The sequence below is a fragment of the Mycolicibacterium monacense genome (genome assembly GCF_010731575.1).
In the GTDB taxonomy this organism is placed as follows: Bacteria; Actinomycetota; Actinomycetes; order Mycobacteriales; family Mycobacteriaceae; genus Mycobacterium; species Mycobacterium monacense.
Genome location: NZ_AP022617.1, coordinates 4,440,071 through 4,462,900 on the forward strand (window position 1 = coordinate 4,440,071; position 22,830 = coordinate 4,462,900).

Here is a 22,830-nt window from a genome sequence, read left to right on the forward strand (position 1 = left end):
CGCTTACCCGTGGCGAGGTCCACCAAACCTCGGCGGGCGCCGTCGGTAATCGGCGCCACGATGAACGCACGCTCGACGTACCCTGGCGACGTGGCCGTCACCATCCCCGAGGTGCACCCCGACCTGACCGCGCTGGCACCCCTGCTCGGCACGTGGTCCGGCAAGGGTTCGGGTGAGTATCCGACGATCGAACCGTTCGACTACACCGAGGAGATCACGTTCGGCCACACCGGCAAGCCGTTCCTCACCTACGTCCAGCGCACGCGCGCTGCAGACGACGGTCGGCCGCTACACGCCGAGACCGGCTACCTGCGCGCGCCCACGCCGAACAACGTCGAGTGGATCCTCGCGCATCCGACCGGCATCACCGAGATCCAAGAGGGGCCGTTGACCGCTGACGGTGACACGTTGCGGATGGACCTCATCTCGACCGACATCGGCCGAAGCGAGTCCGCGAAAGAGGTTATGGCCGTTGGCCGGTCGATGCAGATCAGCGGCGACACCCTGACATACACCTTGCGGATGGCAGCGGTGGGACGGCCACTGCAGCACCATTTGTCGGCCGTCCTGCACCGGGTGTCGAGCTAGCGTACTGACCACGTCCTGGTCGCACCGCCGTCCCATAACAGCCCGTAAGAGCAACTTCGGCCGGTTAACGATGTTGCCCCCTTTGCAATTTGCTGCCAAATCGGCCTCGTGATGTTGATGGACTGTCCAGTACCGTGGCTCGGAGTGGCGTGATTGCTCGCGGGGAGGCTGGACGCTCACACTGTCACTGCTCTGGGGATTGACTGCACATGCGAATTCTTGCCCGCTCCGGCCTGGCTCTTCTCGTTGCCGTCGGCACCGTTCTGTTGGCTCTCGTCTCGACGGTGACCTTGGTGTTCACGCTTGCAGCGTCGACCTATGTCATCAGGGGAACCGAGTACGGCGTTCCCTTCTGTTTGCCGTTCTGCCACGGGAATCCCACGCCCGAAGAGCTGGCGATGCCCTACGTCGACGGGACGGTCAACAATCCGCCCGACGGCATCGTCGTGGTGGACTACCCGGCGAGCTTCTGGCCGTTCTCCGACGGTTACTTCGTCGACCCCACCTACGACGACGCGGTCGAGCAAGGCGTAAACGCGCTGCCGCCACCCGGTCAGTTCCAGGACTTGGACGGCAGCGTCATCTTCGGCTACTCGCAGGGCACCCAGGTCGCGACGTTGTACAAGCGAGAATTCAACGAGTACTGAGCGAGCGACCCGACAGCCGCGCCCGACGTCACCTTCGTGCTCCTCGGCAACGGCAGCCGCCCGAATGGTGGATTGATGTCGCGGTTCGACGGGGCCTACATTCCGATCCTCGACGTTTCGTTCATCGGTCCCACCCCGACGACCACGGCGGGGGCGACTCCGGGCGAGATCACGACCTATGACATCGCGCGCCAGTACGACCTCTTCGCCGACTTCCCGACCAATCCGCTGAATATCCTCGCCGTCGCCAACGCGTTCGCGGGTCAGCTCTTCGTGCACCCTGACTACGGATCCGTCGACATGAGCCAAGCCGTGTTCCAGGGCACCTACGGCGACACGGCGTACTACCTGATCCCGACCTATCCTCTGCCGCTCCTCATGCCGCTGACCTGGATTCCGGTCATCGGCCCCATTGCCGTCGACATGCTGGATCCCGTACTGCGCGTCCTGGTGGAGGCTGGGTACGACCGCACCATCAATCCCGGTGTGCCGACACCGGCCAACTTCCTCTACTTGCCCGACCCGGTGACCCTTGGTTCCAGCCTCCTTCACGCGATACCCACAGGACTGACATACGGGACGCAGGACATCCTCCATCTGCGCGAACCGGGGACACCGCCGCCCGGCGTGGCCGGGCAGGACGCGTACGGCATCGGCGGTCCGTCGGTGACCCTGCCGAATCAGACGCCCCCGCCTGCACCCCCCGTCCAAACCGTAGCGGCGCCTTCGACGCCGAAAGTTCCTTCCGCCACGCCGACAACGGCGGTTCCTCTGTCTGACGGCGTGAACGATTCGGTGATTCCGTCGACGAGCCCGCCGGCGCCAAAGCAGCACATCGTCGACGAGCCGATCGGCGGGTCGTCTTCGAACGGGGCGGTCAAGAGGTCGGCATCAACGGCAGATGACGCTCCGGCGGATGCTTCGACCCAATCCCGCCCCAAGAGCTCAGGGACCACCGACCGCCCGAGCGGCGCCGGCAATTCCAACGGCAAGGGCGGTTCCAGTTCCAGCAGCACCGGAAATTCGAACGGCAAGGGCAGTTCCAGCAGCACCGGCGACTGAGCGACGTCTCCCGCGATGTGGTTCTCACGCGAGTTGTGACCAGATCCGGGTATCCGAGTTTCGGCTAGGAGGTGTTCGGTGAGACGACTGGTGGTGCGAGCAGGAGCAGTGGTGGGTGCCGTCGTCACTTCAGGATGCGGTTTGACCGGCTCGCCGCCGAGTGAACCGTCCGCGCAGGCGGGCCAGATCACGCTCGACGGTCAGACGCGCGAAACCCGGTCCGTCGAGTGCAGTCAGATCGAGTGGTCGCTGATGATCGACGCGGGCGCTGAACCTGGCCGGGCCCACGCATATCTGCGCCTCGGAGGTCAGGAGCCGGTAGTCGAGACGGTCAGCATCGACGACATCGGCCCTGTGAACGGCGTCGCCGGGGGTGATCTGGGCAAGGCCGAGGCCACCCTCGACGACACCATCTACACGATCACAGGCACGGTGGTCGGACCCGATCCGGCCAACCCCGGACAATCGCAGACAATGCCCTTCGAGATCAAAGCGCCCTGCTGAACCTCCGGGTTCCGGAGGTGTAGCGACTACGGCGCCGGTGGCGGAGCCGTCACCGTCACCGTTGTCGTGCTGACGGTGGTGCTCGTGGTCGTGCTGGTGACGACGCTGGTCGACGTGCTCGGCTCGGCCGTCGTGGTGGGCGGCGGCGTGCTGGTCTCGGTGATCGTCACCGTCTCGGTCTCGGTCTGAGTCGTCCCCGGCGCCGTCGTCGCGGTCGTCGCCGTCGGGGTGATCGGCGTGAGCGTGGTCGTCGGGGTGGTGTCCGCCTCGTCTGAACTCGAGCCGAAGACCGCCCAGACGAGCAGCACCAGAACCAGCGTCAGCAGGACTCCTGCGGCGAACATCGCCGCCGGTGTCCGGTACCACGGAACCGGTTCCTCCGGAGGTGGACCCGGCGGCCGACGCTGCCCGCCGTACCCGTCCGGAGGGTCGGAGTAGTAGCCGCGGTCATCCGGCGGGCCGTAGTTCGACATGAGACTCCGATGCTGGTTCGAACGCTGCTGTTAGAAGACCCGGATCCAGTCGATCAGCATCTCCGCGGGGTAGTTGCCGCCGGCCGGCTCGCGACCGCCGGAGCCGCCGACGGCGATGTTGAAGACCGGGGCCATCGTGTAGCCGGGGTCGTTGAACGGCCATTCCGGCAGGGAGTTCGCCAGCACGGTGAAGAACGGCTCCATCCCCGGCTGGTAGTCCTTCCAGAAGTACATGCCTTGCGGCTGCCAGGTCATCCGCCAGGTGTGCCAGTCACTGTCGACGGGGTGTTTGTGGGTCTGGAACTGCGTGCCGTCCAACCGCGCGTGCACGGTGGTGCCCGAGGGCCAGTCCCGGTTGCCGTACCACTCCACGAGGTCGACCTCGCCGCCGCGCACCGGGTTGTCGTTGATCAACCAGAACGCCGGCCACGCGCCGTCGGTCAGACAGTTGAGCTTGATGCGGGCTTCCCACGTCGTCCCGACACCGCCGCGCCAGTTGCCGATGACCTTCCCGCTGGCGTACTTCTCCTGGATGTTCGCACCGGGGCCGCGGGTGGCCCGGATGACCAGGTTGCCCGCCCCGTCCTGGAAGACGTGCTCCTGATCGGTGACGTAGCGGCCCATGTTGAAGGGCTTGTCCCATTCGACGGGGTTCCGGATGGTCTCCCTGGCCGGGACGATGAACCACGACGCGGGGTTCGGCGGCGCCCCTGCCGGTCCGTTGAACTCGTCTGAGAACAGGAGACCGGGTACGCCGGCCTCGGGAACACCCGGTCCGGGCGGCGTATCACCGATCACCGGTTGGGCACCGGCCTTGGCAACCGGTAGCGCGGCAGCCGCCACACCGACCCCGAACATCAACATTGCACTCCGACGATCCATGTTTGGCACTCCCAAACCGTAAACGGAGCGGCGCCGGTTTCGGGGGCCAAACCCGCCGATGGGCCGTGATTGCTCTTCTGGTTCACGGTGCCGGTGGTGCGGGCGGCGCTCCCATCGGTCGGTTGTAGGCCGATTCCACGATGGGACGCAGCTCGGCGTCCTCCACCACCTTGGATTCGTTCGACGTCCACTTCTGCGTGACCACCGGCAGGAAATAGGTCGCCGGTGCGCCGAGGATGTACGTCGCATTCCCCTCGACGAAGGTCTTGTTGCCGGGATCGTTCAAACCGATGTTGCTGTAATTCGTGTGCACGCTGTTGAGTTCACCCTTACCGCCGACGACCTGTGACGCATTGCGGTTCTTCTTCGCGGTTTCATTCGACAGGTCGTTGGGGCAGTCCGCGAAATAGTCGTATTGACGGGCGATCACTTTCACCGTGTACGGGGTGTCATCGGGGAAATTGTTTCCCCCGTAGGCGGCCACACAACCGCTGCCCGGAACATTCGCGCACCCGTTGTACTTGCTCTCCAGATCACCCGTCAGAACGAATTGCACAGTCGCCGGGTCGATGTCGCTGGTCGGTCCATAACGGCGCAGCCAGTCGTCGGCCACCTGCGCGCCCTGGCTGTGCCCGGCCACGATCTTGGGGCCCGGATAGGCGTGCAGCATCTCGTTGAGTTTGTCGGCGCCCTTGTGCGTGTTCGTGGCACTCGGGATGTTCGTGTACGGGACCTTGACCTTCACATTCGGTGCGGCGAACAATTCACCACGCAGCCAATTGGACTTCAATTCGTTGAACGCCGGCGCGAGGGTAAGCACGGTTGCCCCGCCCGGTCCGGGTTGCGCCTGCGATATGTCCGGCGTCACCGCCGTAGATCCGAAGAGGAGCGCACAAGCGAATAGTGAAGAAATTCCAACACGGCTCGTTGACGACATTCCCCGACCCTTCTCGCGGTGTTTGCGGTGCGGAGTCTGTATAGCGTTCGGCGCAGCGAATATGCGTGCGCGATGCCGAGCCGGCATCGAAACGATGCCGGAAAGTTACTGACAAATATTGACGCAAATTCAGATTTGCGTTAACGGAAATACGTCTCCGAACCGGTGGGATATCCGCCACCGGTCGTCGTGATGTGCACGTGGTCGAAGTGCCCGTTACCCGACCCGCGCGGACCGTTGGGCGTGTAGTAGACGCCCCGCCAGATCGCGTCCTGCATGCCGAAGCGCTCGGCGTTCTTGATCACGTACGCGACGATCTGGTTGCCGAGCGCGATGCCCTCCGCGCTACCCGGGTTCGGGATCATCACGTCGATCGCCAGACCGTTGGGGTGCCACCTGAGGGCGTCGGGCCGCATGCCACCGATCTGCTGGATCTCGGGGAACACGGCGCTGATGGCACGGGCGGCGAGGATGGTCTTCACCTGCAGACCCCGCTCCGGGGCGACGCCGACCGGCAGCGCCCGGTACGAGGCGCGATTGGCCACCTTCCAGTTCGCGACCGACACCGTCTCGCTCGGCGCCACCTTCAGGTCTGCCGGCCCGCCGACCGCACCGGAGGCCACCACCTCCAGGTCGTACGGCGGCAGTTGCGGCGGCGGCAGCGGGGCGGGTGCGGCGGCGGTTTGCGCCTCCCGGTGGACGTCGGCACCGGCGGCGAGGACCACGGCCGCTGGGGCGGCGAGCATGGCCAAAACGAGCGATGACGACGGAATTCGCCGCTGCTCGCTGGGCTTCGAGTGCCTACCCACCCCAGCACTGTACGAAATAACTCGCGTTATGTCACGGCATGGTCACGGAAAGGTGACGAACCGGGCGTCAGGGCGCGCCTACCCTCGGACCCATGCGGCCCGCCACTGCGTTGAGTGTCGTCTCGGTGATCTTGATCGTCAAAGCCGTCCTGATCGGATGGGTCACCTGGGGACGCGCACAGATGCTCGGCGTCCAATCGTCCGCCGGGCAGGCCGGGCTCACCATCGCGACCGTCGCTCTGGCGATCGCCCTGGTGTGCGGAGTCGCCGCAGTGGTGCTGCGGCGCCGTGACCGCGGCGAGGACGCCTAGTACGGGTACTGCGGTTCGTGGAACCGGTTGATGATCGGCAGCCGCTCGATGATCCGGTCACGCAATCGCGGCTGCTGCGGGGCGACGGGCGGCACGTATCCCGCCTGCGGCGGCGTGTACGCCGGGGCCACGGGTGCCGGCGGCGGCACGTACGCCGGTGCGGGCGGTACGTACACCGGCGGGGCAGGCGGCACGTAGACCGGCGCCGGCGGCGGAGCCACCTCGGGTGCGGCGTACACCGGTTCGATGACCGGGGCGACCTCCGGGGCGACCTCCGGTGCGGGCGCCGGGGCGGCGGGGGCGATGTCGACGACCGTGACAGCCTCCGGTGGCGGCGCCGGCGGCGCCTCGGGCGGAGGCGGCGGCGCGGCAGGCTTCGGCGCCGCCTTGGGCAGCGCCTCCGGAGCGGGTGCGTCGACGGCGGCCTTCGCCTGATCCGAGGCGCTGGCCACCTGGCGGGTCGCCGCGTCGTCCGAGCGCATCTGCGGCGTCAACTCCAGGCCGAGCGCGACCGACAGCGACACCACGAACGTGACCACGGCCGCGACCAGCACCGAGGTGAGTGCGGGGATTCGCCAGGTCAGCCACGACCTCGGCGCATCGGTCGTCACCTGAGCCAACGCCAGCGGGGCGTCCACACCGACCGAGCCCTGCGCCGACGCCAGGGCCGCACCCCGGGCCAGAGCCAGGTCCGCCTCGGCCGCGGACAGCACCGGGGCCGTGACCAGACCGGCGAGCTCGGCCACCACCGCGTCGACGTCGTCGGCCGAGCCGAGGACGTAGACCGCCTCGGGGTACACCGCGGTCGAATCGGCCGTCTCCCGCACCTGACGGGCCAGGGCGCCTGCACCCGCGCGGTCGATCTGGTCGACGTGCACGGTGTCGGCGGTGACGACCGCGACCAGCGCGACATCCGGTTCGGCCACGCACACCGCGACGTCGGTCTGCGCGGCCAGGTCACCGAGTCCGGCGGCCAGCGCGGCGGCGGACTCCGCAGGCGAGAGAGCGACGACGTTTCGCACACCTCGGGCGGTCAGGGCGGTCATCAGCCCGGCGGCCTGTTCGGTGACGGACTCGGTCCACGTCACACCGACGGCCAGCGGCCGCTGTCCGGGCGCCGCGGCGTACGGGCCTTCGCCGGACACCGCGCCGACCAGCGCGTCGAGGCTGTCGCCGGAAACCGGCATCGCAAGCGTTCCGCTGTCGACGGTCGCGCCGTCACCTGTCGCGCCTTCGACGAGCACGAAGCGAAGCGCCGTCGAGGTCACCGACACGCCGAGTACTAGGTCCACTGATCGTTCCCGCTCTGGTTGCACAATTCGGGATGACGATACCGCTGTGCGGGCGCGGTTCAAGTTCGCCCGGGCAACGATCCCGTGACCAGGGTCAGTCGGCCTGCCAGAGACAGTCGCCGGTGAGCTGGATCGAGAACATCACCGGCAGTACCTCGAACCGCAGCGGTTGCCCGGGCTCCCCCTCGGCGACCTGCGGTTCTCCCACCTTCCCGGCACTGACGACGGCGGTCTGCTCGGCGCGGCACCGAGTGGCGGGGTCCTGCGGGATCCCGGTCCACGGACCCGACAGCATCTCGGGGTTGCGCATCCCCTGCCCGTGCAGGTCGAGACCGTCGCCGCCGGAGAACCAACGGTCGCTCGACGGATAGGGCCCCGCATAGACCTCCCAGCGGCCCGCGCTGCACTGCACGACGGTGTCGTCGGCGGTGTGCGCCAACGCGCGGTCCACCGCGGGCGCACACCCCGCCCCGGGCTGGGGTGCCGGCGGTGCGGCGTGCGCCACCGCGGTGGCCGGCAGGCTCAGTACGGCAGCACCGACGGCCAGCGCGGCCAGCGTCCTTCGCTTCATAACTGGATTGTCGTCCGCGGCACCGATGGCGCTACACCTTCGTCAGATCGGTGCGCATGAGCTTGACCTGGTAGTCGTCCCACGTCGACAGGTTCCAGTAGAGGTACTGCTGGTCGGCGGCGCTCACGTTGTCGGTCGACGACCAGGGATGGATCATCGGCGCGTACAACCCCGGCATCTTCGACGACGTCACCAGCGTGATCGGCGCCGACCACGGGCCCTCGGGCGAATCGGCCTTGCGCATGACGATGTTGTTGTTCTTGTCGCCGTACAACATGATGTATTTCTTCTCGTAGCTGTTGTACTGCACCGACATCTCGCTGACCGTCGGATATGTGGTGGTCTTGATCAGACCGAAAAAGCTCGTCGTGGTCGTCGACGGCAGGATCGGCTTGGCGGCCGCCGGGTTACCCGGCGTCCACGAAGTCCCGTTCCAGTACTCGTATTTGGTCTTGTCCAGGATGTCGGCTTCGGCCACCCGGGATACGTAGGCCGTGCCGGTGCGTCCGGCGGGGGTGCCGTACGAGTAGATGTAGCCGTCGGTGATCTCTTGTCCGGCAGCGTTTTTCAGCGGCTTACCGGTGACGGGGTCGACGGTGTACTTGCGGACGTAGGCGCCCTGCTGGAAGTTCTGGTCGCCGTTGACGAACGGCAGGATGGTGCGGCCGGCGGCGGCCGGACGCACCGACGACTGCGGCACCACGGTCCAGTTCTGGCCGTTGTCATCGGAGTACGCGATGGCCGAGTAGTTCGTCGTCCACCGGCCGGGCGAATCCCACGACTTCACGGCCATGTAGTTGATGTACTGGCGCGTCGCGCCGTCCTTGCCCGCACCGGGCACCGAGATCGCCGCCGTCGGGATCATCGTCACCTCCGGCCCGATGCCGTAGTGGTAGTTGCCGATGATCTCGCGCGAGAAGTTCGGATCCGACATCGGTGAGCCGCTGTACATCCCGGGATCGTGCGGGATGCCGTCGGCGACGTACATACCGTTGGACAGCACGGTGTCGGTGCTACGGAAGAGCGTGTTCATCCGCCACACGCCGGTGCGCACCGGGGTGCGGTTGCTGAACGTGTCACCGAAGGCGATGAGCACCTGGTGTTCGTTGACGGCGGTGTTCGGGTTGTCCTTGATCCCGTTGTCCCACATGATTCCGAGGTCGGTGCCACCGATCCCGAAGCGGGTGGTGGTGTTGTTCAGCCCGCCGGGTCCGGTGACGTTGGTGATGCGAACGGTGTTGCCGCTGACCGAAACCGGGGTCACGACGTAATCCTTGGCCGGATCGTACGGCGTCGCCGCAGCGGCGAGCGAGACGGTGGGGGTGCTCGTCGAGACGGACCGTGTCGCCACCGACCGTTCGAGTTCGCGCCGCGAACCGAGCGCGAGCAACGCGCTGAGCGCCCACGCCGGGCTGGGCAGTGACGGCAGGTTGCGCAACGAACCAAGACCGAACGCGGCGAGCAACCGGTTGATGACCGGGGCGGAGTTGCGGGCCGCGGTGGGTGCGGTGATCGCCGTGACGGCCGCCGCGGCCGGCGACAGCACCGTCTGCACCATCTCCTCGACGTTGTCGACGAGCACGGTCCGCGCCGCTGCGGCGGGCTGTTCGCTCACCTCGTGCGCCGTATCGACGACGAAGGACGCGACATCCGCAGTCTCGGAAAGGGTTTCGAATCCCTCGGGCTCCGACGACTTCTCGGTCTGCAGCGTGCTGTCCGGGCGGTTACGCGACTCGCGCTCGAAGGTGGTCGGGTCGACGATCGGGAGGGTCACGTCGGGATCCGCACCCTCGGCGTCCTTCTCGGCGTCGTCCTCCACGACGACCGGTTCTTCGACGACCGGTTCTTCGACGACCGGTTCTTCGACGACCGGTTCTTCGACAACCGGTTCGTCACCGTCGTCGTCCGGCAGCCCCTCGAGAGCCTCGGGATCAGGCTCCTCGGCCTGTTCTTCGGCCTTTTCTTCGGCCTGTTCCTGCCCCGGATCATCCTGCTCCGCAGCGGGCTTCGGGCTGTCGTCGGGCGGAGTCTGGGACGTCGGTTCCCCGGTCTCGGCGAACGCCGTACCCGGAGCTCCGACCATCACCGCGGCGCCCACCCCCAACGCCACAGCCAAACCGCCGACACGACCGATATACGCCGAAGCATCCATCGCTTTCCCCTTGAGATGCATCCCCCGACGCCATCCGAATGCCTACGGCATTGCGGCCGCTGGTGCATTGAAGATAGCGGCAAACTTGCTGAAAAATTCAATTTCCGGCAAAGATCTTCGTTTCCCGACCTACGGTTTCATGATCAGCGACCGGGGCCCGGTCCGCCGGCCCGGTCGAAAGCTGTCCGCTCGACGAAGTCGAGGTATCCGGCACGAATAGATCCTGCCGTCTGTCGATCAATTACTGCCACCGGAATTAAACCGCTGACCTGCAGGTTTACGCAGTCAGAGCGGAACGGAAAAGTCCGGAGACGCCAGAGGGACAGAAAGAAGCGGGACATGAACAAGCTCGGATTCGCCACCATCGTCGCCAGCGGATTGACCGCCGCCTTCCTCGGACTGGCCGCGCCTGCGCAGGCCGCCCCGGCCGGTCCCGGTAACGCACAGGACACCATCAACTCCCTCGAAGACCGCGGCTACGCCATCCGCGTGAACCATCACGGCATGGTGAAGCCCCTCGACGAGTCGAAGATCGTTTCGGTGCGCTACGACAACGGCGACCGCGTCGTCTATGTCGACGTCCGCTGAACGACGAGCAAGGGAGGGGCACCCGTCGGGTGCCCCTCTTTCTTGTGCGTGCTACTTCAGCTTGTCGTCGAGCACCTGCAGGAACCGGGAGATCGGATCACCGGGCAGCGGGGTGTTGTGTGACGCCGCGATGAGCACACCGACGATCGCCCCGGCCAGCACCCGACGCTCCACCGTGTCGGCCGGCTGGCCGGGGCGCTTCGTCAGCGCCTCGGTGATCAGCTCGATCAACCGGACGTATTCGGTGTAGATCAGTCCACGCGCCTCGGGGATGGCGTACATCAGCCGCTGACCGAAGATCGCTTCCGCACGCTGCTCCTCGCTCAGCGCGCCGAACGTCCTTGCGACGGCGTGGCGGTAGGCCTCGATCACCGACAAGTCGGCGGGGGCGTCGACGAACGCCTCGATGATCGGAGCGATCTGGTCGTCCGACAGCAGCACGGCTTCCTTGGTCGGAAAATACCGGGAGAACGTTCGCGGCGAGACGTCGGCAGCGGCGGAGATCTGTTCGACCGTCGTGTTCTGGTAGCCCCGCTCTTTGATGAGCCGTAACGCTTCTCGCCTGATCGTTTCGCGGGTCTGGAGCTTCTTGCGCTCCCTGAGCCCCGACTGCTTCTCAGGCACCGACATCGCTCGATTCTCGCAGACCCGATCGGAACCCGGCCCCCTACGGGGTGCGGCTGCGGACCAGCGTCCAGTGGTTGCCGTCGCTGTCGCGGCGGTAGGACAGTTCGTCGAGGACGCGGTGCGCGATCGCCAGGCCGCGCCCGCGGTCGGACAACTCCTCGGGCATGCTGACCTCCCCGAGGTCGATCGGAGAGGGGTGACCGTCGTCGAAGAAGGTGGTGCGCACCACGTCCGGATCGAGGCTCACCTCCATCCGCATCCGGACGGGGTCGCCGCCGCCGGAATGTTCGATGATGTTGGCCGCGATCTCGCCGACCGCGAGATCCACGTGCATGCGCACCATCTCGTCGACGTCGTGTTCCGCCCACAGCGTGTCGAGCGTGCGCTGGACCGCGTCCAGAGTGTCCGGCCCGGTTGTGGTCTCGAGTACCACCGACGGGTCATGCGTCGCCATCGAAGGCACCGTCTGCCGAATCATAGGTGCTCAGAACGCGGTTGAGGTTGGTCAGTTCCAGGACTGTGGTGACCTGTCTGGTGGGCGCGGCGATCCTGAGGTCGCCGCCGGCCTGCCGTGCCACCTTCAGGCCGGAGATGAGCGCACCGAGACCCGAGGAGTCGATGAACTCGGTTGCGCTGAGGTCAACGACGACGCGGGTGCTGCCGCCGTCGACGAGCTCGTGGATCTGTTTGCGCAGCGCCGGCGCGGCCACCATGTTGAGGCGCCCTTCCGGCCGGATCACCAACACACCGGAATCGGTTGTGCGGGTCGGATATCTGCTCATCACACTCCTTCGTCCTGGTGTCCGCGGAAGCGCACCGCCTGGATCACCACACTCAGAATCAACAGGTCGAATATCACCCAGAAGAGGTTCACACCGACACCGAGCACGGAGATCGCACCGAAGTACAGCTGCACGATGCCGATGATCGATGCGACGACCAGCATGGCCATCGCGGCGAGTTGCCACTTCACCAGGTGCCACGGGATCGCCGTCGCCTCCTGTCTGGTCTTCGGGGTGACCGCGAAGCCCAGCGGTCGCCCGAACACCACGTTGAGGAACGCCGTGTAACAGGCCCGGATCCACACCGGGAACAGCGCGAGGCTGTACTGCTGGCCGCGCCAGGTCGGGGTGCCGCGGCTGATGATGATGAACATCAGCTGGTTGAGCACGAGGAACGGGATGAGCCGCCCGAAGAAGTCCCAGCTGTACGCGGTCACCGGCATGATGCCGAAGATCAGGTAGATCGCCGGGGCGGCGATGTAGGCCAGCGCGGCGAACCCGGCCAGATAGCTGTACATGGTCGCCCAGTACATGAGCTTCTGGCCGATCGACAGTCCCTTCTGCACGAACGGGTTCTCCCGCAGCATCACCTGGATGGTGCCCTGCGCCCAGCGCAGCCGCTGGGTGAGCATGGTCCGCACGTCGTCGGGCGCCAGACCACGGGCGAGGACCTCGTGGTGGTAGGCCGAGCGCCAGCCCAGTGCGTGCAGCCGCATACAGGTGGCCATGTCCTCGGTGACCGAGATGGTGGCCATCGGCAGCATGGGTTGCGCCTCGTCGTCGCGGCCCACGTCGACGGCGCGGATCATCGCGCCGATCGACTCGATCGCGCCGAGCGGGGACCACTCCCGGCCCGCCAGCGACTCCAGCGCTTCGTCATCGAACACCACTGTCGTGGCGGTGGCCTCGGGGTGTTCGCTCAGCGCGGTGATCACCTCGAGATCGGCCCGCATGGCGGTGATGTCGGCGTCGACCACCGTGCGTGCGGCCGCGTCGACGCGCTGCTGGAAGTCGAAGGTGATATCGGCCAGGGCCCGCTTGTCCCGCAACTGACGGCGGGCGTCGCGCACCGCCTGCAGCACCGACTCCAGCGCCTCCTGCACCTCGGGCTGGTCGGCGCCCGGTTGTTTGCGCGCGGTCCTGATCATCTTGCGCGCCGCATAGAGCGTCCGCCGGACGCCCTCCTCGACGGCGCGCACGTATCCGCGAATCCCCAATCGCATCAGCGCTTCCCGGCGCAACACCGCATTCGACCCGCAGAAGTAGGCCGCGTTCCACCCGTCCTTACCCTGTTGGATCGGCCCGTAGAACAGCGGCGCCTGGCTACCCAGCGGGTCGCTGAACGGGACGTTGTGGAAGTACTGCGGCGTCTGCACCAGCGCCATGTGCGGATCGCGGAAGTAGCCCAGGGTCCTGTCGAGGATCTCGGGTTCGGGCACCTGGTCGGCGTCGAGTACGAGGATGAACTCGCCGTGGGTCTCGAATAGCGCGTTGTTGAGGTTGCCCGCCTTGGCATGGCGCGGTTTGTCGGGGGTCCAACTCGACGATCGGGTGATGTAGCCGATGCCGCGCTCGGCGGCCGCTTCGGCCAGGTCGTGGCGGTCGCCGTCGTCGAGGATCCAGGTCGAGTGCGGGAAGCGGATCCGCTGGGCGGCCTCGGCCGTCTCCAGCACCATGTCGATCGGCTCGTTGTAGGTGGTGATGAAGACGTCGACGGTCGCGTCGTCGGGCGGCGGCGGAGGTGGGTTGCGCCGCAACATCTTCCACATCGTCATCGCGAACAGCAGCGAGTCGATGACGCTGTAGGTCTCGGCGATCACCAGCGGTACCGCGATCCACCAGGCGGCCCAGTTGATCGACCCGAACCAGCGCCACACGATGTAGTTGATGCCCAACAGCGCGGTGCAGAGGATCAGCAGCCGCAACCAGGGCGACGGGTATTTGCCGGGGGAGATTTCGGGCAGTTGGTGCCTCACGCGGTCGGCTCTCGGCGCACCGCCACGAGCGTGACGTCGTCCAGCGGTGACTTCTCCGCGACCAGTGCCCGGGCGCGGGCGCACAGGTCGGCCGGTTCGGGGTGGGTGGCGACGAAGCGTAGCGCCGGGCGCGCATCGCTGCCGTCGCCGATGAGGTCGAGCACACCGTCGGAGGCGATGATCAACGTATCCCCCTCCCCGAGTGTCACCTCACCACAATCCCAGGTGTCGCCCGGCATCACACCGAGGGGTAGACCGGCGCTGTCGAGTCCCTCGACCCGGCCGTCGGCGCGCACCACCAGGGCGATGCCGTGTCCGGCGTCGACGAAGCGCACGGTTCCGGTCGCGCTGTCGAGTTGGCAGTGGAAGAGCGTGACGAAGGTGTCGGTGCTACTGAGATCCTCGGACAACTGGAGGGCGACGGCGTCGACCACGTCCTCTGGGGCGAGTGGGCGTTCGACCCGGGCGAACGCGCTCGATGCGCCCCGCAGCGCGGAGCGCACGCTGGCCGCCAGAATCGCGGCGCCCAAACCCTTGCCCATCACGTCGGCCACCGTGAACACCGCACCGCCTTCGACGCGGTAGTGGTCGTAGAAGTCGCCGCCGACGGCGTAGGCGGGCAGGCACATCGCGCACACCGAATACCCGGGGAGGTCGCCGAGTGGGCGTGGCAGCAGATGCCGCTGCACGTCGGCGGCGCGCTCGAGGTCGTCGGAGTGTTCCAGTTCGCGCTGCGCCCAGGACGCGAGTTCGGTGAACGTCGTCAGTTCGGCTTCGGTCAACGAGCGGGGTTCGGTGTCGTAGATGCAGAAGGTGCCGACCGGATGGCCGCCGGGACCGTAGAGCGGATAGCCGGCGTAGAAGCGGATGCCGCCCGGCTCACCGATTCCCGGGACCATCGCGAATTCCGGTCGGGCAGCGGCATCTTCGATGATCAGCGCCGGGTTGTCGGGTTGCTCGTAGCTGCGGGCGATGGTCGCCTGGCAGATCGTCTGGTTCCGCGGCAGGTTGGTGCCGATGTCGAGGCCGTCGACCTGTTTGAACCACTGCCGGTCCCGGTCGACGAGGGCGACGGCCGCCATCGGGATGCCGAAGACGGCCCGTGCCATGCGGGTGATCCGGGCGAACCGGTCCTCCGGTGGGGTGTCGAGCACATGCAGCTGGGCCAGCGAGCGGACGCGTTCGTCTTCCACCTCCGGCGGCAGGGCGAACGGCGACACCGGGGTCTCGGCGGTCACGGCATCACCGTCCGCAGTGCGCCTGCCATCGCCGCGGTGGCCGCCGGGGTGCTGGTGATCCGCCAGTCGGTCTCCTTGTCGTGTTCGAACCAGATGACCGCGTCGACATCGGGTTGCGCGGCCGCCCACTCGACGAACGAGGAGATCCATTCGGCCTTGTCGCCGCCGTCCTCCGCGCAGCCGACCTCGGCGATCATCATGGGGCGGCCGGTCAGGGCGCGGATCTCGGTGACGGCGGGTTCGAAGAGTTCGACCGGGGGCGTCCACCGACTCCATGGACGTGTTGTTCCCCAGTTGTAGCCGTCTATGCCGACGACGTCGACGTAGTCGTCGCCGGGGAACCATGCGCGCAGCGGCACCTCCCCGCCGCAGATCGCGTCCGGTGACCACATCCACCGCACGTTCGTCGCGCCGGCACGGCGGAACAGGTCGTGGGTATGGCGCCAGGCGGCCACGTAGGCGTCCGGTGTCGCGCCGTGGGCCGGCGTCCAGGGGTACCAGTCGCCGTTGAACTCGTGGGCGAACCGAAGGTGGACCGGTTCGCCGGTGATCGTCAGCGCCGCGGCCCAGGAGAACAGGCGGTCGTCGTGCGCCCCGGCGGCGATCTCGGAGATCGTCTCCGCACCCGCCACCGTGACGTCGGTGCGCCAGAGCCACGGCTCCCAGGTGATCACCGGGACCGCCCCGGTGGCCGAAACCTTCGTTACGCCGCTCACGGGCGGTGGTGCAGCGAAGTCCTCGTACCAGAGGACCAGATCCACGTGCCGGTCGACGGCGGCGCCGGTGGCGGCGACCTCGTCGAGACCGAAGACGCCCGCAGGCGTGCTCAGCCCCAACTGCAGTCCCGCACCCATATCCACCCCGCTGGTTCGCCCCAACCCCGGGTCAACCTTAAGCAAACCTGTGAACCGCTGTCGAAAGAACGCAGGGTTTGGGTCCGACGCTATGTCACCGCGCCCGGGTGGTGGTGGGGATCATCGGCGGCGGTGTCCAGGAAGAACTGCCGGATGGCGTCGACGACCTCGTCCGGAGCCTCGACGTGGGGGTAGTGCCCGACACCCGGTAACACCTTCAGCGCGCTGCCCGGTCTGGCCGCCTGCACCGAGTAGGCGTGTGCGACGGGGATGATCGGGTCCCGGTCTCCCCAGATCACCAGGCTGGGCACCTCGAGGTGCATCCCGAGGCGGCTCAGCGCACTGACCGACTGACCGCGGTGATCCACCACCGATCGCAGCGTGCGCTGGAACGCCGCCCGCGTGGGCGGATCGGACAGCGAACTGTAGGACTGCCACGTCTGCGCGGCCTGTGGCGAGCCGAGGCCCAGCGCCCCCAGGACGGGCCGTAACCGGTTGCCGAGGGCGACCACCGGCTTGGGCGCGACGACCGGTAGCAGGACCTCGGCTCCCGGCGCCGCCAGCAATCGCAGGACCCACCCCACATCGGGTCCGAGGCCACCGCTGCTGATCAGGATCAGCCGCCGGCAGTACTGCGGGTGCTGGTACATGAATTGCATCGCGACGCCGCCACCGAGGGACTGACCGACGATCGTGGCCCGGTCGACCCCCAACTCGTCGAGCAGATCCCGCAGGCCGGCGGCGAACGCACCCAGCGAATAGTCGGTGCGCGGTTTGGCCGAGCGGCCGTGTCCGAGCAGGTCGGGGGCGATCACTCGGTAGTTCTCGGCCAGCCGGGGCAGGACCGCGTTCCAGGTGTCCGAGCAGCCGGCCATGCCGTGGATGAGCAGCAGAACCTCGCCGCTGCCCGCATCCCGGTACGCGACACGCTCGCCGTGCAGTTCGACGTATTCGACGTCATTCATCGACAACTCTTCCGATTGCGGTCAGTCGTCTGGGTTCACCGCTTGCCCGTCGCGGAAACGCCCCGGTGACCGTCATCACCGTCGGGCAGTGCGAGCCGGTGGATGGTGCGCAGCGTCTGCCAGTACTGGCGCATCAGCGACCCGGTGGTGTACGGCAGATCGAACTTCTCACATTGTGCCCGCACGCGTACGGCGATCTGCGCGTACCGGTTGCTGGGGAGATCCGGGAACAGGTGGTGCTCGATCTGGTAGCACAGGTTCCCGCTGGCGAATGCCATCAGTGGTCCGGCGTTGAAGTTCGCGGTGCCCAGCATCTGGCGCAGATACCACTCCGGCTTGCTCTCCTGCTCGACCACCGCGGCGGTGAACTTCTCCGCACCGTCGGGGAAGTGGCCGCAGAAGATCACCACGTACGCCCAGAGATTGCGCACGATGTTCGCGGCGACGTTGGCGCCCAGTGTCCGGCGCCAGCGTGACCGACTCAGCGCCGGGAAGATCAGGTAATCCTTGACCATCTGGCGGGCGATCTTCTTCCGGATCAGGCGTGACTGCGCGTGTTTCTCACCCGGGGTTTGTGCGCGCTCCTTGGCGGCGTGGATGTCATGGAGCGCGATACCCCATTCGAATCCGATCGCCAGGGCGATGTTGCGCAGTGGCTGAAGCAGGTAACGCGGCTCCCACGGCTGGTCGCGGGTCACCCGCATCACGCCGAAACCCAGGTCTTCGTCCATGTCGATGACGTTGGTGAACACGTGGTGGAGGTAGTTGTGGGAGTACCGCCACTGCGACGACGGCCCGGCCATATCCCATTCCCACGTGTTCGAGTGGATCTCGGGGTCGTTCATCCAGTCCCACTGGCCGTGCCCGACGTTGTGACCGATCTCCATGTTCTCCACGGTCTTGGCGAACGCCAGCGCCGCGGTTCCGGCGATCCAGGCGGTCTTGCCGCTGCCGGCGGCGATGAGCAGCCGGGCGCCGACGTCGAGCGCCCGTTGGAAGGCGATGGTGCGACGGATGTAGGCGGCGTCGCGGGCGCCGAGGGATTCTTCGATGTCGCGGCGGATCGTGTCGAGTTCGGCACCGAGCGATTCGATGTCGGTGTTGCTCAGATGCGCGTACTGCGCGACGTCTGTGATGGCCATCGAGGGTCCTCGAAACGAACGGTCAGTCGCCGCGAAGGCGATCGGGCGAGTGACTGTGAAGAGCTGCTACGAGCGGCGCCACGCTGTCTGGGTACCTGAAACTCCCCGGGTGGGGGCTTCGTCGGCCACCCAGCCACGCGGAGGGCTTTGCATAGTGTTACCCCGAACGCGTGCGCGGAAACCCGCCGGCGCAAGCGGGATCGGATTCGCCTGCCGCTCAAGGTGTTACGTCAGTTGTTGGGCACCTGGATCGGGATGGGGATCGGCACGAACGGCACTGTCACGTACGTCGTGGTCACCGGCGGCTGCGTCGTCGTGGTCACCGGCGGCTGTGTGGTCGTCGGCTGGGTCGTGGTCGGCTGTGTGGTCGTCGGCTGCGTCGTCGTCGTGGTCGGCTGCGTCGTCGTGGTGGTTGTGGTTGTCGTGGTCGTCGTCGTGGTGGTCGTGGTCGTCGTCGTGGTGGTGGTCGGCGGCGTCGTGGTCACCGGCGTCACGGGTGGTGGCGGGGGCGCGGGCGTGCCGGGCTCGGGTGGCGGAGCGGGCGCGGGCGGCGCCGTGGTGACGGTGACGACCGGGGGCGGCGGCGCACTCGACGGCTCGGGCAGGGGCGCGCCGGCGGGCAGCCGGGTGGTCTCGAACTCGGTGACCGGTGTGCTGTCGGCCGACGTCGAGGTCAACGCATAGGCGACGCCGCCGACGGCGATCGCCGCGACCACCGCCGCGGCGCCGAACGCCAGCTGCGGCACGTGCCAGCCGCGCCGCCCGTCTTCCGGTTCGTCGGCGGGCAGGTACTGCACCTCCGGCCGGGCACCGGTGGGCGCGGGTCCGAACGGGTTGTACGGCTCGTAGGCGTCGTCACCGGTGTAGGGCACGGGTTCGTCCGACGTCGTGTCGTCCTGCGACCAGGCCAGTGCGCGGAAGGTCGCCGAACCCGGGGCGTCGTCGATCATCGCGGTGACGGGTGCGGCGGCGGCCATCCCCGTCGGCGCCTCCGCGGCCGCGCTGTAGGCGGCGAACAGGGCGGCACCGACCGCGGCGTCGAGCGCCGGTTGCCGCGTGGTGATCACGGGGACGCGGGTGTGCGCCGAGAGTTGTTGGGTGATCAGCGGGATGCTCGCTCCGCCGCCGATGGTGACGACTGCCGAGACACCCGCCCATCCGATGCGGGTCCGTTCCAGCGCGGCGTCGAGCGCGGCCAGCACCCCGGCCAGCGGGCGTTGCAGCATCTCCTCGAGTTCGGCGCGGGTGATCCGGATCGTCGAGTGGTAGCCGGGCAGTTCGGCGGCCACGTCGGCGGCCGTCACCGCCGACAGCCGCTCCTTGGCGTCGCGGCACCGTTCCCGCAGCCGGGTCAGTGATCCGACCGCCGCGGTACCCGCGGGGTCGACGCCACCGGCGTCGGTGATCCCGGTCAGTACGTGGGTGAGCAACGCCTGATCGATCAGGTCACCGGAGAACTCGGTGAACCGGGTGGTCTCGTCGACCGGCGCGAAACCCGCGGCGGCGTCCGCGAGGGTGATGCTGGTGCCGCTGCCACCGAAGTCGAGCAGCGCCACCACTCCGTCGGTGGGCAGTCCGGGGTTGGCGCGCAGCGCGGTCAGCGAGGCGACCGCATCGGACACCAGGCGCGCGGGGGCGCCGTTGGATGTGAAGACGGGGTTGGTGCGCAGCGCGTTGCGCAACGCGTAGACCGTGGCGGTACCCCAGTGCGCGGGCACGGCGATGGCGATGTCACCGCTGGGTGCCGCGCCGACGGCCTCGGTCATCGCGTCGAGCGCCTCGACCAGCAGGGCGTCGGCGCGGTAGGAGGTGCCGTCGGCGGCGACGAGTGGGACGGGGTCGCCGACCCGCTCGACGAAACCGTCGAGCACCACGCCCCCGGACTGTTCGGCGGGCAGCCCGACCTGCGGCGTGCGATCGCTGAACAGGCTCAGCGTCGAACGCCGTATGACAGGTGGATTGCCGACTCGTGCCGCAACCAGGTTGGTGGTCCCGATCGACAAGCCCAACGGGTCGCTCATCGGGTAATCACCCTAGTGGCATCGTTGTCTGCCTGCCGTCAACCCCTCGTTTCGGCGGGTTCACGGGGGGTAACACCCTCGCATGACGTCACTGTGGCTGGCCGGCCGTCCCGAACAGGCCGTTGCCCCCAACCCGCTCGACGAAACCACCCGCTCCGCCGACGTTGTCGTGGTCGGCGCCGGGCTCACCGGTCTGGTCACCGCCGTCCTGTTGGCCCGCGCCGGGCGCGACGTGATGGTGCTCGAGGCGTTCCGTGCGGGCGCGGGGGCGACGGGTAACACCACCGCCAAGATCAGCCTGCTGCAGGGCACGAAACTGTCGAAGATCGTCGGCAAGCACGGCCCGGGCGTCGCGAAGAAGTACGTCGAGGGCAACCTCGAGGGCCAGGAGTGGCTGATCCAGCGGTGTGAGAACCACGGGATCTCGGTGCAGCGCGAGGACGCCTTCACCTATGCGCAGTCGGACACGGGGTTGCCCGCGGCGCGGGCGGAACTGGAGGCGTGTCAGGCGGCGGGTCTGGACACGGAGTGGGTCGACGGGTCTCACGGGGCCCACGTGCCCTTCCCGTTCGAGGGCGGTGTCCGGCTTGCCGGTCAGGCGCAGTTCGATCCGATGCCGTTGTTGGACAGCCTGATCGTCGAACTCGACGAGCGGGGCGGCCGACTGATCCAGGGCGTGCGGGTGCAGCGGGTCTCCGGCACCGACGGAGATTCCAGGGGGCTCACGCTGCACGTGCGCACCTCGGGGGGTGACGAGTTCGACGTCGACACGCGGCAGTGCGTGCTGGCGACGGGAATCCCGATCCTCGACCGCGGCGGGTTCTTCGCCCGCCTGAAACCGGCGCGGTCCTACTGCATGGCGTACAAGGTGCCCGGCACCATCACCCGCGGCATGTACCTGTCCACCGATTCCCCCACCCGGTCGGTGCGTTACGCGCCGACCCAGGACGGGGATCGGCTGATCGTCGGCGGGGCCGGACATCCGGTCGGCCGGGAGAAGCATCCGTCGTCGTCGGTGCAGGAACTCGACGCGTGGGCCAAACAGCACTACCCGGGTGCGATGCAGACGAACTACTGGTCCGCACAGGACTATTCACCGGCCGACGAGCTGCCCTACGTCGGGCCGATCCTGCCCGGGCAGGACAAGATCTACGTGGCAACGGGTTTCGACAAGTGGGGGATGACCAACGGCGCCGCCGCCGCGCTGGCGTTGTCGAGCAGCATCCTGGGCGGCCGGATGGACTGGGCCGACGCGTTCGCCAGTTGGAGCCCGCACGAGCTGTCGGGCATCCCGAAGGCGGTGCAGGCCAACGTCGAGGTCGGGATCAACCTGGCCAAGGGATGGATCACGCCGGTGACGCGGATCGCCGACCGGACCCCACAGTCCGGCGGTGTGGTCAGTGGACCGCCGTGGGCGCTGGAGGCGCGCAGCGTCGTCGACGGGGTGGAGCGCCGGGTCTCGCCGGTGTGCCCGCACCTCGGCGGCATCGTCAACTGGAACGACTCCGACGAATCGTGGGAATGCCCGTTGCACGGGTCGCGTTTCGCACCGGACGGGACCCTGCTCGAGGGCCCCGCGACGCGGGATCTCACGCGGTCTCTATGACTGTGACGGCCCGGGGATTTTCGCCGGCTCGTCGGGAAAAACCTTGCGCATCACCGCCGACCCGACGCTGCCGATGACGATCAGCGCGATGCCGACCGTGTCGGAGGTCGAATCCGACACCCAGCCGACGATGCCGGTGATGACGACGAAAATCGGCAACCAGTCGAACACCCGCGCCCAGGAGGCCGTGCTCTCGCCCGTCGCGCGGTCCGGGTAGTAGTCGGTGAAGGCCCCGGCGAAGATGATCGCGGCCAGCGGCACGATCCAGGAGAACCAGAAGTTGTCGTTGTCGCCCAGCACCCCGTCCGCGTACGCGCCTGCGGCCGCCGACACCAGGAAGGCACCCGCCCACACCGCCGAGATGACGTAGTTGATCCGGAGGAAGACCGGGCTGTCCCAGTACTCCTGTGGTGCAGTGTCTTTCGCGTACGCCAAGGTGAACGGGCGCCGGATCAGCAGCGTGGCCACCGCGAAGACCGCCAGTGCGACGTTGCTCAATTCGCCGGCCCACAGTTCCAGCCACCGGATGGTGTCCGGCGGGGCGATCAGCCCGAGGACGGCCAGCACCGCGAAGAAGGCGACGCCGAACGCCTCGAGTGCGTGCACCGGAACCCCGCGGCGCCTGCCGACCCACAGCGTCAGCAGCGCGAGGCCCAGAGCGGCGGAGGCGGCTTCCTCGAACCGGCCGGGACCGGCCACGACCGCCATCAGGATCCACGGCGCGAGACCCGCGAACGGCGATCTGACGTAGCCGTCGATCAATTTCATGCCCGGACTCTATGCCGTCCGCACCGGTTGTGCTG

Annotated in this window: 22 protein-coding genes and 1 pseudogene; 6 read left to right on the forward strand and 17 right to left on the reverse strand. The window is 67.6% G+C overall.

The window, feature by feature from the left end:
• Positions 1-60 precede the first annotated feature (60 nt).
• From G6N49_RS21280 to G6N49_RS21295, 3 genes and pseudogenes are all read left to right on the forward strand, one after another.
• Complete coding sequence (locus G6N49_RS21280; protein WP_011557847.1) at positions 61-588, forward strand: peroxynitrite isomerase; 528 nt, start codon at positions 61-63, stop codon at positions 586-588.
• A gap of 398 nt (positions 589-986) precedes the next feature.
• Positions 987-2,297 (forward strand): annotated as a pseudogene (locus G6N49_RS21290) (PE-PPE domain-containing protein).
• A 141-nt stretch (positions 2,298-2,438) separates the two neighbouring features.
• A complete protein-coding gene (locus G6N49_RS21295; protein WP_225891792.1) occupies positions 2,439-2,801 on the forward strand; it encodes a lipoprotein LpqH in 363 nt (120 codons plus the stop codon).
• Positions 2,802-2,827: 26 nt separating this feature from the next.
• Here the strand turns inward: G6N49_RS21295 and G6N49_RS21300 are convergent, their stop codons facing one another.
• The 4 genes from G6N49_RS21300 to G6N49_RS21315 all read right to left on the reverse strand — a co-directional run bounded on the left by G6N49_RS21300 (position 2,828) and on the right by G6N49_RS21315 (position 5,902).
• On the reverse strand, positions 2,828-3,274 hold the full coding sequence (locus G6N49_RS21300; RefSeq protein WP_041309447.1) for a hypothetical protein: 447 nt from the start codon (positions 3,272-3,274) through the stop codon (positions 2,828-2,830).
• A 30-nt stretch (positions 3,275-3,304) separates the two neighbouring features.
• Positions 3,305-4,156 (reverse strand): glycoside hydrolase family 16 protein, encoded by an 852-nt coding sequence (locus G6N49_RS21305; protein ID WP_011557842.1) that lies wholly within the window; start codon positions 4,154-4,156, stop codon positions 3,305-3,307.
• Positions 4,157-4,238: 82 nt separating this feature from the next.
• A complete protein-coding gene (locus G6N49_RS21310; protein WP_011557841.1) occupies positions 4,239-5,093 on the reverse strand; it encodes a PE-PPE domain-containing protein in 855 nt (284 codons plus the stop codon).
• Between the two features lie 140 nt (positions 5,094-5,233).
• Entirely contained in the window at positions 5,234-5,902 is a 669-nt protein-coding gene (locus G6N49_RS21315) for a VldE C-terminal domain-containing protein (RefSeq protein WP_179967778.1), read from the reverse strand.
• A gap of 92 nt (positions 5,903-5,994) precedes the next feature.
• Here G6N49_RS21315 and G6N49_RS21320 point away from each other — a divergent pair, with 92 nt between their 5' ends.
• The gene (locus G6N49_RS21320) at positions 5,995-6,213 is read left to right on the forward strand and encodes a hypothetical protein (RefSeq protein WP_041309446.1); all 219 of its coding nucleotides are present in this window, start codon (positions 5,995-5,997) and stop codon (positions 6,211-6,213) included.
• Here G6N49_RS21320 and G6N49_RS21325 read toward each other — a convergent pair.
• From G6N49_RS21325 to G6N49_RS21335, 3 genes are all read right to left on the reverse strand, one after another.
• Entirely contained in the window at positions 6,210-7,505 is a 1,296-nt protein-coding gene (locus G6N49_RS21325; protein ID WP_083045575.1) for a DUF7159 family protein, read from the reverse strand. The genes G6N49_RS21320 and G6N49_RS21325 overlap by 4 nt on opposite strands.
• 94 nt (positions 7,506-7,599) lie before the next feature.
• Complete coding sequence (locus tag G6N49_RS21330; protein WP_011557838.1) at positions 7,600-8,076, reverse strand: hypothetical protein; 477 nt, start codon at positions 8,074-8,076, stop codon at positions 7,600-7,602.
• Between the two features lie 31 nt (positions 8,077-8,107).
• Complete coding sequence (locus G6N49_RS21335) at positions 8,108-10,228, reverse strand: glycoside hydrolase family 183 protein (protein WP_083045576.1); 2,121 nt, start codon at positions 10,226-10,228, stop codon at positions 8,108-8,110.
• A gap of 339 nt (positions 10,229-10,567) precedes the next feature.
• Here G6N49_RS21335 and G6N49_RS21340 point away from each other — a divergent pair, with 339 nt between their 5' ends.
• On the forward strand, positions 10,568-10,816 hold the full coding sequence (locus G6N49_RS21340) for a hypothetical protein (RefSeq protein WP_011557836.1): 249 nt from the start codon (positions 10,568-10,570) through the stop codon (positions 10,814-10,816).
• 51 nt (positions 10,817-10,867) lie between these two features.
• Here G6N49_RS21340 and G6N49_RS21345 read toward each other — a convergent pair whose 3' ends face one another.
• From G6N49_RS21345 to G6N49_RS21385, 9 genes are all read right to left on the reverse strand, one after another.
• Positions 10,868-11,446 carry a TetR family transcriptional regulator gene (locus tag G6N49_RS21345; RefSeq protein ID WP_083045577.1) on the reverse strand — a complete coding sequence of 193 codons (579 nt, stop codon included), beginning with the start codon at positions 11,444-11,446 and terminating at the stop codon, positions 10,868-10,870.
• A 37-nt stretch (positions 11,447-11,483) separates the two neighbouring features.
• Positions 11,484-11,897 carry an ATP-binding protein gene (locus G6N49_RS21350; RefSeq protein WP_011557834.1) on the reverse strand — a complete coding sequence of 138 codons (414 nt, stop codon included), beginning with the start codon at positions 11,895-11,897 and terminating at the stop codon, positions 11,484-11,486.
• Positions 11,884-12,225: an STAS domain-containing protein gene (locus G6N49_RS21355; RefSeq protein WP_011854393.1), complete on the reverse strand. Its 342-nt coding sequence runs from the start codon at positions 12,223-12,225 to the stop codon at positions 11,884-11,886. The genes G6N49_RS21350 and G6N49_RS21355 overlap by 14 nt, the downstream gene beginning before the upstream one ends.
• Entirely contained in the window at positions 12,225-14,201 is a 1,977-nt protein-coding gene (locus G6N49_RS21360) for a glycosyltransferase family 2 protein (protein ID WP_011557832.1), read from the reverse strand. The genes G6N49_RS21355 and G6N49_RS21360 overlap by 1 nt, the downstream gene beginning before the upstream one ends.
• Positions 14,198-15,439, reverse strand: a complete 1,242-nt coding sequence (locus G6N49_RS21365) for a GAF domain-containing SpoIIE family protein phosphatase (protein ID WP_011557831.1) — start codon at positions 15,437-15,439, stop codon at positions 14,198-14,200. The genes G6N49_RS21360 and G6N49_RS21365 overlap by 4 nt, the downstream gene beginning before the upstream one ends.
• On the reverse strand, positions 15,436-16,317 hold the full coding sequence (locus tag G6N49_RS21370; RefSeq protein WP_235679561.1) for a glycoside hydrolase family 26 protein: 882 nt from the start codon (positions 16,315-16,317) through the stop codon (positions 15,436-15,438). The genes G6N49_RS21365 and G6N49_RS21370 overlap by 4 nt, the downstream gene beginning before the upstream one ends.
• Positions 16,318-16,382: 65 nt before the next feature.
• On the reverse strand, positions 16,383-17,258 hold the full coding sequence (locus tag G6N49_RS21375; RefSeq protein WP_011557829.1) for an alpha/beta fold hydrolase: 876 nt from the start codon (positions 17,256-17,258) through the stop codon (positions 16,383-16,385).
• Positions 17,259-17,293: 35 nt separating this feature from the next.
• The gene (locus G6N49_RS21380) at positions 17,294-18,400 is read right to left on the reverse strand and encodes a fatty acid desaturase family protein (RefSeq protein WP_064872573.1); all 1,107 of its coding nucleotides are present in this window, start codon (positions 18,398-18,400) and stop codon (positions 17,294-17,296) included.
• 230 nt (positions 18,401-18,630) lie between these two features.
• Positions 18,631-20,421, reverse strand: a complete 1,791-nt coding sequence (locus tag G6N49_RS21385) for an Hsp70 family protein (protein WP_163647428.1) — start codon at positions 20,419-20,421, stop codon at positions 18,631-18,633.
• Positions 20,422-20,503: 82 nt separating this feature from the next.
• Here G6N49_RS21385 and G6N49_RS21390 point away from each other — a divergent pair, with 82 nt between their 5' ends.
• Positions 20,504-22,027: an FAD-dependent oxidoreductase gene (locus G6N49_RS21390; RefSeq protein WP_011854389.1), complete on the forward strand. Its 1,524-nt coding sequence runs from the start codon at positions 20,504-20,506 to the stop codon at positions 22,025-22,027.
• Here G6N49_RS21390 and G6N49_RS21395 read toward each other — a convergent pair.
• Positions 22,022-22,735, reverse strand: a complete 714-nt coding sequence (locus tag G6N49_RS21395; RefSeq protein WP_064916907.1) for a DUF3159 domain-containing protein — start codon at positions 22,733-22,735, stop codon at positions 22,022-22,024. The two genes, G6N49_RS21390 and G6N49_RS21395, sit on opposite strands and share 6 nt — an antisense overlap.
• Positions 22,736-22,830 lie beyond the last annotated feature (95 nt).

Coding starts and splice junctions, on each gene's coding strand:
- G6N49_RS21280 (WP_011557847.1), top strand. CDS start 61: ATGAACGCACGCTCGACGTACCCTGGCGACGTGGCCGTCACCATCCCC.
- G6N49_RS21300 (WP_041309447.1), bottom strand. CDS start 3,274: ATGTCGAACTACGGCCCGCCGGATGACCGCGGCTACTACTCCGACCCT.
- G6N49_RS21305 (WP_011557842.1), bottom strand. CDS start 4,156: ATGGATCGTCGGAGTGCAATGTTGATGTTCGGGGTCGGTGTGGCGGCT.
- G6N49_RS21310 (WP_011557841.1), bottom strand. CDS start 5,093: ATGTCGTCAACGAGCCGTGTTGGAATTTCTTCACTATTCGCTTGTGCG.
- G6N49_RS21320 (WP_041309446.1), top strand. CDS start 5,995: ATGCGGCCCGCCACTGCGTTGAGTGTCGTCTCGGTGATCTTGATCGTC.
- G6N49_RS21330 (WP_011557838.1), bottom strand. CDS start 8,076: ATGAAGCGAAGGACGCTGGCCGCGCTGGCCGTCGGTGCTGCCGTACTG.
- G6N49_RS21335 (WP_083045576.1), bottom strand. CDS start 10,228: ATGGATGCTTCGGCGTATATCGGTCGTGTCGGCGGTTTGGCTGTGGCG.
- G6N49_RS21340 (WP_011557836.1), top strand. CDS start 10,568: ATGAACAAGCTCGGATTCGCCACCATCGTCGCCAGCGGATTGACCGCC.
- G6N49_RS21345 (WP_083045577.1), bottom strand. CDS start 11,446: ATGTCGGTGCCTGAGAAGCAGTCGGGGCTCAGGGAGCGCAAGAAGCTC.
- G6N49_RS21350 (WP_011557834.1), bottom strand. CDS start 11,897: ATGGCGACGCATGACCCGTCGGTGGTACTCGAGACCACAACCGGGCCG.
- G6N49_RS21355 (WP_011854393.1), bottom strand. CDS start 12,225: ATGAGCAGATATCCGACCCGCACAACCGATTCCGGTGTGTTGGTGATC.
- G6N49_RS21375 (WP_011557829.1), bottom strand. CDS start 17,258: ATGAATGACGTCGAATACGTCGAACTGCACGGCGAGCGTGTCGCGTAC.
- G6N49_RS21380 (WP_064872573.1), bottom strand. CDS start 18,400: ATGGCCATCACAGACGTCGCGCAGTACGCGCATCTGAGCAACACCGAC.
- G6N49_RS21385 (WP_163647428.1), bottom strand. CDS start 20,421: ATGAGCGACCCGTTGGGCTTGTCGATCGGGACCACCAACCTGGTTGCG.
- G6N49_RS21390 (WP_011854389.1), top strand. CDS start 20,504: ATGACGTCACTGTGGCTGGCCGGCCGTCCCGAACAGGCCGTTGCCCCC.
- G6N49_RS21395 (WP_064916907.1), bottom strand. CDS start 22,735: ATGGCGGTCGTGGCCGGTCCCGGCCGGTTCGAGGAAGCCGCCTCCGCC.